This is a genomic window from Cellulomonas sp. B6 (genome assembly GCF_001462455.1).
In the GTDB taxonomy this organism is placed as follows: domain Bacteria; phylum Actinomycetota; class Actinomycetes; order Actinomycetales; family Cellulomonadaceae; genus Cellulomonas.
Window position 1 is genome coordinate 1 of sequence record NZ_LNTD01000131.1, and the last position, 8,527, is coordinate 8,527.

Genomic DNA, 8,527 nt, shown 5'->3' on the forward strand with positions numbered 1-8,527 from the left:
GGCCCCCCGGTCCGCGAGGCGACCATCGACGACGCGACCGTCCTCGCGCGCCTCTCCGCGCCGCGTACGGGAGAGGTCTGGAGCGTGCCGCAGCCGGTCGAGGCGCCCACGCGCCTCGGGGCCGACGACGACGGCTCGCTCTACGACTGGTACCTCGTGGGGCACCGCGGCGAGACCCCCATCTACGCCGCGACCCCGGCGGCGGCCGGGCGGTCCGCGTCGGAGCTGCGCCGCAGCACGCTCGACGTCGCGCTGTACGAGGACCAGGGCGGCACGTTGCGCCGCGTCGCGTGCCCGAGCGCCCGCACCGGCGACGCCTGCCAGACGGTCCCCGATCCCGGCGGCGTCGAGGAGGACACCGACACGTTCTACGACACGCTGACCCTGCCGGCCGAGGTGGGGACGGCCGGCGGCTACACGGTGACGACCGCCACGACCCGGAGCGACGGAGCCTGGGCGCTGGGGGCGGGCGACCTCGCCCCGCGGGTGCTCGGGACGGAGCTGCGGGTGCTCGCCGACCTCGGCGGAGGCGTGCAGCTCGTCGAGAAGGTCGTCCCCTCGCCTGCCGGCGCACCGGCCGGCACGACCTCGGTCGTCCTTGCGGTCCGGCTGCCGTACGGCGCGCTCGTCACGCTGGCGGACCAGGACGTGCCCGGTGCCGACACCACCACCTTCCGGTGGGACGACGGCGTCGCCCGCACGCTGGACGAGCCGTGGCTGTCCCGCACGGCCGCCGCGGGCGCGGGCTACTGCGACTTCGCGACGTTCTCCGTCGCGGGGCCCGGCGTCGACCTCACCTCCTGGACGCGGGCGGGCGCGACGGCCGACGGCCGCCCCCTGTACACGCCCCCGTCCGCGCAGGACCCGGTGGCGAGCAGCATCGTGGAGTGGCAGCGGGCGTCCTCCCGGACGCTCGGCGACGACGGGGAGATCAGCGGTCCCGAGGCCTACCGGTTCGCCTCCGTGCAGGACGTCCTCGACGCCCGTGCGCTGTTCGCGCTCCGTGGGCCGGGCGGCGCCTGGCTGCTCGGCCTGCGGAGCGACGCGGTGGGTGACGTCGTCGAGTGCGGCTGACCCCGCACCGACGGCGACGGGCCCTCGTCCACGAGTGGACGAGGGCCCGTCGCCGGTGCTGTGCTCAGGCCAGGCGCGCCGCGAGGTTCTCGTCGAGCGCGGCGAGGAACTCCTCCGTGGTGAGCCACGGCTGGTCCTTGCCGACGAGCATGGCGAGGTCCTTCGTCATCTTGCCGCTCTCGACGGTCGTGATGACGACGTCCTCGAGGGTCTCCGCGAACTGCGTGACCTCGGGCGTGCCGTCGAGCTTGCCGCGGTGCTTGAGGCCACCGGTCCAGGCGAAGATCGACGCGATCGGGTTGGTCGACGTCGGCTTGCCCTGCTGGTGCTGGCGGTAGTGACGGGTCACGGTGCCGTGCGCAGCCTCGGCCTCGACGGTCTTGCCGTCGGGGGTCATGAGGACCGACGTCATGAGGCCGAGCGAGCCGAAGCCCTGCGCGACGGTGTCGGACTGCACGTCGCCGTCGTAGTTCTTGCACGCCCAGACGTAGCCGCCCTCCCACTTCATCGCGGCGGCGACCATGTCGTCGATGAGGCGGTGCTCGTACGTCAGGCCCTTCTCGGCGAACGCAGCGGCGAACTCCGCGTCGAAGACCTCCTGGAAGATGTCCTTGAACGCGCCGTCGTAGGCCTTGAGGATCGTGTTCTTGGTCGACAGGTACACGGGGTAGCCGCGCTGCAGGCCGTACGCGAACGAGGCGCGCGCGAAGTCGCGGATCGACTCGTTGAAGTTGTACATGCCCATCGCGACGCCACCGGCCTCGGGCATCGTCACGACCTCGAACTGCTGCGGCTCGGAGCCGTCGGCCGGCTCGAACGTCATCGTGATCTTGCCGGCGCCGGGCACCTTGAAGTTCGTCGACTTGTACTGGTCGCCGTGGGCGTGACGGCCGATGATGATCGGCTTGTTCCAGCCCGGGACCAGCCGCGGGATGTTGCTGATGATGATCGGCCCGCGGAAGACGACGCCGCCGAGGATGTTGCGGATCGTGCCGTTGGGCGAGACCCACATCTTCTTCAGGCCGAACTCCTCGACGCGCGCCTCGTCGGGCGTGATCGTCGCGCACTTGACGCCGACGCCGTGCTCCTTGATGGCGTGCGCCGCGTCGATCGTGACCTGGTCGTCGGTCGCGTCGCGGTTCTCGATCGACAGGTCGTAGTAGCGCAGGTCGATGTCGAGGTACGGGTGGATCAGGCGGTCCTTGATGAACTGCCAGATGATGCGCGTCATCTCGTCGCCGTCGAGCTCGACGACCGGACCGACGACCTTGATCTTCGCCATGCGCGGGCCTGCCTCCTGTGCCGTGGGTGTGACGCCCAGGTTACTCGACGTCGAGAGATCTCGGTCGGCCGGTCCGCCTGCCGCCGCACAGGCTCGGCTGGCATGCTGAGCCCTGCGTCACCCGTCCGCGCCACCGACGCCCCGCCGGCCGGCCGCTCCGCGGCCCGGCACCCGACGGTGACCCTCCCACCTCGACCGACAGGACCGACATGTCCCAGCAGAAGCCAGAGCCCACCGACGGCACCCCGGAGCCCGAGGAGACCACCGCGGCCGGTGCCGCCGAGGCCCCCGCGGCCGCCGGCACCCCGACGACGTCCGAGCCCGTCGTCGTCGTGGTCGAGGAGGACGAGGACGACGACCCCGCGCTCGGCGCGGACGACGCCTACCTGCTGCCCGCGGGGTCGGTCGTGGCCGCGGGGCCGAGCCTGCTGGCCCGGCTCGGCGCCGAGGCGTTCGGGACGTTCCTGCTCGTGCTCGTGGGCCTGGGCGTCGCGCTGTACTCGGCGTTCAGCAACACCGGCGGTGGCCTCGGCGTCGCGCTCGGCTTCGGCATCGCGGCGCTGGCCGGCATCATCGCGGTCGGCCGCGTCTCGGGCGGGCACTTCAACCCGGCCGTGACGTTCGGCGCGTGCCTCGCGGGCCGCACGCCGTTCAAGGACCTGGTCCCCTACTGGCTCGCCCAGGTCGTCGGCGGCACGCTCGCCGCGGCCGTGCTGTTCCTGACGGTCCCCACGACGCTGCCGGGCCTCGTCAGCCAGGGCGCGCAGACGTCGACGCGCACGTTCTTCAGCTCCGTCGCGAACGGCTACGGCGACCACTCCCCGCTGGCCACGCTCTCGGCCGGCCAGGCGGAGTTCGGGCTCGTCGTCGCACTGCTCGTCGAGGTCGTGGCGACCGCGGTGTTCGTCGGCGTGATCCTGGGCGCCACCGACCGCCGCGCCAACAAGCAGCACGTGCCGTTCGCCGTCGGCCTCGCGCTCGCGGTCCTGCTGCTCGTCGCGATGCCCGTCACGAACGGCTCGCTCAACCCGGCGCGCTCGCTGGCGGCGGCCGCGTTCTCCGACAGCTGGGCGCTGTCGCAGGTGTGGCTGTTCTGGGCGGCCCCGCTGCTCGGCGCCGCGATCGCGGCGCTCGTCTACCGCGCGTTCGCCGCCGAGCCGCCCGAGGACTCGCTGTTCGGCGAGGACGAGCTGTACGTGGCCGAGGAGGACGTGCTCGTCGTCGAGCGCTGACCCCGGACGCCCGAGGGCCCCGCGACGTCGGTGACGTCGCGGGGCCCTCGTCGTCGGAGCGCCGTCAGGCGGTCGGCAGGACCGCGGCCAGCGTCACGAGCGCGACGGCGCACCCCAGCAGGATCGTGACGTCCAGCGCCTTGGACCGGACGGCGACCGCCGCGGGTCCCGGCGGGGCGCCCACGGCCCGCACGACGCCGTAGACGACCAGCAGCGCCGCGAGCACGAGCACGCCCGCGACTGCGTCCCGCACGAAGGCCGCGCCGACCGCGGCACCGATGCCGCCGAGCGTCCACCACAGCGAGCTGTTGCGTCCCGCCGCCAGTGACGCGCGCGCGATCGTCCGGGGGTCGAGTGCCCGCTCCTCGGGCGACACGGACGGGGCGGCCGCCTGGCTCACCGACGCGTCGTCGCCGGGGACGCCGGCCGCGGACGCACCGGGCACGACACCGGCCGATCCGAGCGGCTGCAGCCCGGGGTGCTGCTCGATCGACACGCGCGGTCGTCCGACGCCAGGGGTGTCGGCGGGCACGTCGCGCTGCGGCTCGGCAGCCGCGTCGGACGCGCCGGGACGCGCCGTCCAGGTCGGCGTCCGGAGGTCCGCGCCGGGGATGCGCGCCGCGCTCGACATGCGGCCCCTTTCGTCCGTGACCACCGCGACGAGCCGGGAGGCCCCGCCGGACGGCCCCCTGAGCGGGCCCGGCAGATGGACGCGGTGCGGATCAGCGTACCGCTGCGACCCGTCGTTACGGTGAACCCCGTGACGAGCGACGCACCCCCCTCATCCGGTCCGGTCGGCGACGTGCTCGTGGTCGGTGCGGGCCTCGCAGGGCTGCGCACCGTGGCCGCGCTGCGCGAGCACGGGTACGACGGGGTCGTGCGGGTCCTCGGCGCCGAGGGCGTCGCGCCGTACGACCGTCCGCCGCTGTCCAAGCACCTGCTCGACCGCACGTCGCCCGCCTGGCTGGCCGACGACCTGGGCCACGACCTGCACGCGCTGTCCGACGAGGTGCTGCTGGACCGTCCCGCGCGCGCCCTGCGCCCGCTGGCGGGCGGCGGGGCGGTCGTCACCACCGACGACGGTGACGTGCGGGCGGCCTGCGTCGTGCTCGCGACCGGTGCGGGCGCCGTGCGCGTCCCCGGCTGGGACCGGGCGCGCGCGCTGCACACGGCGGCCGACGCCGACGCGCTGCGGACCGCCCTCGCCGGGCCGCCGCGGCGCCTCGTCGTGGTCGGGGCGGGGTGGATCGGCGCCGAGGTCGCGGGGGTGACCGCGGCCGCCGGGCACGACGTCACGGTCGTCGAGGCACGCCCGACGCCGCTCGCGGCCGCGCTCGGCACCGCCGTCGGCGCGCTCACCGCACCCTGGTACGCCGCCGCGGGAGTCACGCTGCGGACCTCGACCGCCGTCGTCACCGTCGACGAGGCCGGCGTGCGGCTCGCCGACGGGACGACGCTGCCCGCGGACGTCGTGCTGGTCGCGGTCGGCGCACGGCCCGCGACCTCCTGGCTGGGCGACGCGCTGCCGCTGCACGGCGGTGCGGTCCGCGTCGACGAGGCCTACCGCGTGCTGGGCGCCGACGGTCCGCTGCCGGGGCTGCACGCCGTCGGCGACGTCGCGCTGCGCCGGTCCGCCCGGCACGGCTGGGTGCCCGGCGGTCACTGGGACGAGGCGCTGCACGGCCCCGACGTGCTCGTCCGGCACCTGCTGGGACTCCCCGTGCCCGGGCCCGAGGCGGTGCCGTACGTCTTCTCGACGCAGCTCGGCCACGACCTGACGGCGTTCGGGCTGCCCCGCACCGACGACCGGACGACCGTGCTGGGAGACCCGGCCGCCGACGCGGGCTGGACCGTGCTGTGGTCGCGCGGCGACGCCGTGACCGGTGCGCTCGTCGTGGACCGGCCACGGGACGTGGGCGCGGCGCGGCGGCTGTTCGCCCGCGACGGTCTGCCGCACCTGCCGCTGCCGGACGACGCCACGACCGTCGGCGACCTGCGCACGCTCGTGCGCGCGACGCCACCGGTCTAGGCCTCCCGCACCGCCGCCGCACCGCCGCGGGCCCGGCCGACGCCGGGCCCGCGGCGGTGCGTCCGTCCGTGGTGCGTCAGTGCGCGAAGTGGCGCGTGCCCGTGAGGTAGAGCGTCACCCCCGCGGCGGCGGCCGCCGCGACGACCTCCTCGTCGCGCACCGAGCCGCCGGGCTGCACGACCGCGCGCACACCCGCGTCGAGCAGGACCTGCAGGCCGTCGGCGAACGGGAAGAACGCGTCGGACGCCGCGACCGCACCGCGCGCGCGCTCGACGTCACCGGTGTTGGCGCGCTCGACCGCGAGGCGGCACGAGTCGACACGGTTGACCTGGCCCATGCCGACCCCGACGGACGCGCCGTCGTGCGCGAGCAGGATCGCGTTCGACTTCACGGCCCGCACCGCGCGCCACGCGAACACGAGGTCGGCCAGCGTGGCCTCGTCCGCCGCGTCGCCCGCCGCGAGCGTCCACGTGGCCGGGTCGTCGCCCGGTGCGTCGATGCGGTCGACGGACTGCACGAGCAGGCCGCCGGACACCGGGCGCAGCTCGACGTGCGTCGCGGGCGGCGCGTCGACCACCAGCAGGCGGACGTTCTTCTTCTGCGTGAGCAGCGCGAGCGCGTCGTCGTCGAAGCCCGGGGCGACGACGACCTCGGTGAACACAGGCGCGATCTGCTCGGCCGCCGCGAGCGTGACCCGCCGGTTGGTCGCGATGACCCCTCCGAACGCCGACACCGGGTCGCACGCGTGGGCCTTGGCGTGCGCGTCGGCGACGTCCGCGCCCACGGCCACGCCGCACGGGTTCGCGTGCTTGACGACCGCCACCGTGGGCAGGTCGCCGTGGTCGTGCGCGGCCCGCCACGCGGCGTCCGCGTCGACGTAGTTGTTGTAGCTCATGGCCTTGCCGTGCAGCTGCGTGGCCTGCGCGAGCCCGGGCGTCCCCTGCCCCGCCGTGTAGAGGGCGGCGCGCTGGTGCGGGTTCTCGCCGTAGCGCAGCACGTCGCTGCGCTCCCAGGTCGCGCCGACCCACGCGGGGAACCCGGTCGCGACGCCGTCGACCTCGTCGGTCGTCGTCGCGACGTTGCCCATCCAGGACGCGACCGCGACGTCGTAGGTCGCGGTGTGGACGAACGCCTGCGCCGCCAGGCGCGTGCGCTCGGCGAGCGTGAACCCGCCCGCCGCGACGGCCGCGACGACGTCGTCGTAGCGCGCGGGGTCGACCACGACCGCGACGCTCGGGTGGTTCTTGGCCGCGGCGCGCACCATCGAGGGCCCGCCGATGTCGATCTGCTCGACGCACTCGTCGACGCCGGCACCCGACGCGACGGTCTGCGTGAACGGGTACAGGTTGACGACGACCAGCTCGAACGCGACGACGCCCAGCTCGTCGAGCTGCGCGACGTGCTCGGGGCGGCGGGTGTCCGCGAGGATCCCGGCGTGCACGCGCGGGTGCAGCGTCTTGACGCGCCCGTCGAGGCACTCGGGGAACCCCGTGAGGTCCTCGACGCGCGTCACCGGGACGCCCGCCGCCGCGACGGTCGCGGCGGTCGAGCCCGTCGACACGAGCTCGACGCCCGCGGCGTGCAGCGCGGTGGCGAGCTCGACGAGACCGGTCTTGTCGTAGACCGACAGCAGCGCGCGGCGCAGCGGGCGGCGCGTCGCGTCGGCGGTCGCGTCCGCGACGGGGGCGACGGGGGGCAGGGCGTGCGACATGGGTGGCACCTTCCTGGGTCGGGCGGCGGTCCGGCAGGACCTTCGACGAACCCCGGCACCCAGGCGGGCGGTGCACTCGGCAGGGCGGTGCTCGGTCGCTCCCCGGTGGTCCTCCACCCTCGCCAGTCACGACCGTGGTCGAGTCTAGCCGCGCCCGGGCGCGAGCGGGCCGGCCGCGTGCGTCAGCCCCCGGCGTGCCCGCCCAGTCGGGCGTGCCGCCCGTCGACCACGAGCCCGTCGCGGGCGATGCGCCCGACGACGTCGACGAGCAGGCGACGCTCGACGACCTTGATGCGCTCGTGCAGCGACGCCTCGTCGTCGTCGTCCGCGACCGTGACCGCCTCCTGCGCGACCACCGGGCCGTCGTCCACCCCCGCGGCCACGACGATCACCGAGCAGCCCGTGACCTTGACGCCGTACGCCAGCGCGTCGCGCACGCCGTGCGCGCCGGGGAACGCGGGCAGCAGCGCCGGGTGCGTGTTGACGGTGCGTCCGCCGAACCGCTCGAGGAACGGCGCGCCGACGAGCTTCATGAAGCCCGCGAGGACCACCGTGTCGGGCGAGAACACCGCCACCGCCTCGGTCAGCGCCCGGTCCCACGTCGCGCGGTCCGGGAAGTCGCGCAGCGCGACCACGGCGGTCGGGACGCCGGCGTCGCGGGCCCGGTCGAGCGCCGCGACGCCCGCCCGGTCGGAGACGACGCCGACGACGCGCGCACCGAACGCGGGGTCGTCGTGCGCGTCGAGCAGCGCCGCGAGGTTCGACCCCGTGCCGGACACGAGCACCACGAGGCGGTGCGCGCGCGCGACGGCGGGCGTGGGCGGGACGGGACCGGGGCCGGTGCGGGTCACGCGGGTGAACCTACCCCGACCCGGCGGGCGGGCGGTCCGCACGTCCGACGGCGCGCGTGCGGGACAATGGGCGCATGGGCAACCCGTGGGCACCGCCGGACCAGTCGCAGCCGCGGGACCCCGGCGCGCAGCCGGGCGACGGCGCGCCGCCCGCGGCGCCCGGCGCCGCGTGGCACCCCGGTCAGGCCGGCCCGCCGGCCGGCGCGCAGGGCGGTCCACCGCCGGGCCCGCCGGCCGCTCCGCACCAGGGTCCGTACGCCGGCGGCCCGTACCCGGGTGGACCGGGCGGTCCCCACCCCGGTGGACCGGGCGGACCGGGCGGCCCCCACCCCGGTGGACCAGGCGGAC

General features: G+C 75.7%; 7 protein-coding genes and 1 riboswitch. Of the genes, 3 read left to right on the forward strand and 4 right to left on the reverse strand.

The genetic code is table 11. The features are described 5' to 3' along the window. A partial coding sequence (locus tag ATM99_RS12475) for a hypothetical protein (RefSeq protein WP_223305046.1) occupies positions 1 to 1,074 on the forward strand: 1,074 nt, incomplete at its 5' end. 64 nt (positions 1,075 to 1,138) lie between these two features. Here ATM99_RS12475 and ATM99_RS12480 read toward each other — a convergent pair. Further along, positions 1,139 to 2,356, reverse strand: a complete 1,218-nt coding sequence (locus ATM99_RS12480; protein WP_062103222.1) for an NADP-dependent isocitrate dehydrogenase — start codon at positions 2,354 to 2,356, stop codon at positions 1,139 to 1,141. 209 nt (positions 2,357 to 2,565) lie between these two features. Between ATM99_RS12480 and ATM99_RS12485 the strand changes: the two genes are divergently transcribed. Further along, a complete protein-coding gene (locus ATM99_RS12485; RefSeq protein ID WP_062103223.1) occupies positions 2,566 to 3,588 on the forward strand; it encodes an aquaporin in 1,023 nt (340 codons plus the stop codon). Positions 3,589 to 3,652: 64 nt separating this feature from the next. Here ATM99_RS12485 and ATM99_RS19715 read toward each other — a convergent pair whose 3' ends face one another. After that, on the reverse strand, positions 3,653 to 4,219 hold the full coding sequence (locus tag ATM99_RS19715; RefSeq protein WP_082659685.1) for a hypothetical protein: 567 nt from the start codon (positions 4,217 to 4,219) through the stop codon (positions 3,653 to 3,655). Positions 4,220 to 4,348: 129 nt separating this feature from the next. Between ATM99_RS19715 and ATM99_RS12495 the strand changes: the two genes are divergently transcribed. Then, on the forward strand, positions 4,349 to 5,617 hold the full coding sequence (locus ATM99_RS12495) for an NAD(P)/FAD-dependent oxidoreductase (RefSeq protein WP_062103227.1): 1,269 nt from the start codon (positions 4,349 to 4,351) through the stop codon (positions 5,615 to 5,617). Between the two features lie 76 nt (positions 5,618 to 5,693). Here ATM99_RS12495 and purH read toward each other — a convergent pair whose 3' ends face one another. Then, positions 5,694 to 7,328 carry a bifunctional phosphoribosylaminoimidazolecarboxamide formyltransferase/IMP cyclohydrolase gene (purH, locus tag ATM99_RS12500; protein WP_062103224.1) on the reverse strand — a complete coding sequence of 545 codons (1,635 nt, stop codon included), beginning with the start codon at positions 7,326 to 7,328 and terminating at the stop codon, positions 5,694 to 5,696. A 50-nt stretch (positions 7,329 to 7,378) separates the two neighbouring features. Further along, positions 7,379 to 7,468: riboswitch (ZMP/ZTP riboswitch) on the reverse strand. Between the two features lie 42 nt (positions 7,469 to 7,510). Further along, the gene (purN, locus tag ATM99_RS12505; RefSeq protein ID WP_062103225.1) at positions 7,511 to 8,179 is read right to left on the reverse strand and encodes a phosphoribosylglycinamide formyltransferase; all 669 of its coding nucleotides are present in this window, start codon (positions 8,177 to 8,179) and stop codon (positions 7,511 to 7,513) included. Between the last annotated feature and the right edge of the window lie 348 nt (positions 8,180 to 8,527).

Excerpts from the sequence above, each read along its gene's own strand:
- ATM99_RS12480 (WP_062103222.1), bottom strand. The coding sequence starts at position 2,356 with ATGGCGAAGATCAAGGTCGTCGGTCCGGTCGTCGAGCTCGACGGCGAC.
- ATM99_RS12485 (WP_062103223.1), top strand. The coding sequence starts at position 2,566 with ATGTCCCAGCAGAAGCCAGAGCCCACCGACGGCACCCCGGAGCCCGAG.
- ATM99_RS19715 (WP_082659685.1), bottom strand. The coding sequence starts at position 4,219 with ATGTCGAGCGCGGCGCGCATCCCCGGCGCGGACCTCCGGACGCCGACC.
- purH (WP_062103224.1), bottom strand. The coding sequence starts at position 7,328 with ATGTCGCACGCCCTGCCCCCCGTCGCCCCCGTCGCGGACGCGACCGCC.